Raw genomic sequence first — 1,912 nt, 5'->3', positions numbered from 1 at the left:
TCTCATCTTTGACACCTAAAACCGCTTTAAGTGTTGTAAAATCAACACTTAAAGCGGCTTTTTTAGAGGCTAAAACTGCGTACTATTTTCCTTTTTTGGTTTGTTTTAAAATGTTTTTCATATTTTTTTGGGTTACTATTTCGAAGTCAGTCCTAAAGCCAAAGGCATCATGCAGTGCATCGGTAATTTCTGTTCGGGTAAATGCTGGTATGTATCCTTCTCCATCTAACTCACGCATGTTCATATTCCTCAATGTGCTGACTAATTCAGGGCAAGTAAATCGTTCATCTACCTTTTTTTCCAAAATACGATAAATCATTAGGGACAGAAAACAGGTCAGAAAATGTGCTTTTATGCGGGATTCCCTTTGTAAATAAACAGGTCGAGTTCGGAATTCACTTTTTAATATGCGGAATGTCTCTTCAATTTCCCATCTCCCTTGGTTAATTTTAATCACTTCTTCAATGGGAGATTCGAGATTGGTACATACCGCATAGAATCCATCATACATCGATTCCTTATCTATTTGTTCTTGATTCAAAACCACCTGGTTTTTATCTGCAATCTCCCCATCATCCGTCACATGGGTGGATTTTATGAACCTTTTTGGATCATTTTGATGTTGTTTATTCAAAGAGGCCGGCTTGTCTATTTTTTTGATCGCTCGCTCAATTTGTTTCTCCCGAATGGATGATTGATATCGTTCATAAACAGGCGAATAGGTGACAATTAGCCTTTGTTCTAGATCATTTTCTTTTATCCACTGCTCTTTATAATAGGTTCTTTTGTCATTTTCGAGTTGACGGATATCATCCAAATTCATTTTTTTATGACTCCCAGGTATTCGCCATCCTTCCGAGTCTAAAGCCCACTCCTTAAGAAACTTCTTTAGTTTTTTAATCGATTGTGTGGTCACAAATGCACGTTCTCCATAGGTGTTGTATATCCGGTTACCGTTCGAAGAAAGGCCAGCGTCCGTACATACGATAAACTTGGAGAGATTAAAGTCTTTCAAAATGCGCTTTTCCAAAGGCTTCAATGTTGGTTGTTCATTGGTACTCCCGGGATTCATACTGAAAGCGAGTGGGAGGCCGGATCCATCCATAAACAATCCCATTTGAACGATTGGATTCGGGCGGTTTTCTTTCGAAACACCATATTCCCTCAAGCTATCTTCTTCTTCAATCTCAAAGAAAAAATTCGTGCAGTCATAATAAAGAACTTGTGTGTTCCGCCCGACTACATTCAAGCTATTTTTATAAACCTTTTCCTCAATAAAGTCTGATTGTTCTTCGAGGACGTTGAGAGCCCGGTATATTTGATGGGACTGGAAATGTGCGGGTTCCAGTAAATCCTTTGCGTGTTCAAATGTGCCTTTTTTAGAAGTAGGATGCAGAATACGCAAATAGAGAAGCCGCGTGAGGATCTCGCCCAGATCATATTCAAATTCATATTTTCGTGAAATTTCCTGACAAACTTTATCCAGTTTTAACTCATGATAAATAGATTGTAAAAAAAGATAACCAGTATTGAAGAGCGTTTGTTTACCTAGCTCAATTTGCTTACTAGGGTCGTATTTCGCCATGATTTTATGATTATTTTCTTTTTCTTCTAGTGTTAATTTTTTGGCATATTCTTTGGCCCAGGTATAGGGATCTGTGCCAGGATGTCTTTTTAAAATTTCTTCGTGATTTCCCAAGGATTCAACGACTTTGGTTGTTCTTTTATTATTTCGATAAACATCCTTAATCACAAAATAAGATATAGAATTCTTAGAACGACTTACTTTAATGCGCATAGAATCGCTCCTTAAACCAGCTTTAGTTACCTATATTATAACATGTTACGAAGTGTTACGAAATAACTAAAGGGAAAATTTGACAAAAAAATAAAGCCCTATCAAGGCTTTTGT

The 1,912-nt window shown here is 37.0% G+C and carries 1 protein-coding gene; it reads right to left on the bottom strand.

Annotation, left to right across the window (positions count from 1 at the left end; all coding sequences use genetic code 11):
* Positions 1–82: 82 nt before the first annotated feature.
* Complete coding sequence (locus KI375_RS26935) at positions 83–1,798, bottom strand: IS1634 family transposase (protein WP_212976433.1); 1,716 nt, start codon at positions 1,796–1,798, stop codon at positions 83–85.
* Positions 1,799–1,912: the final 114 nt, after the last annotated feature.

This window comes from Bacillus sp. J14TS2 (assembly GCF_018333015.1).
Classification (GTDB): domain Bacteria; phylum Bacillota; class Bacilli; order Bacillales; family Bacillaceae_C; genus Lederbergia.
This window is presented reverse-complemented; position numbering and strand designations above follow the sequence as displayed.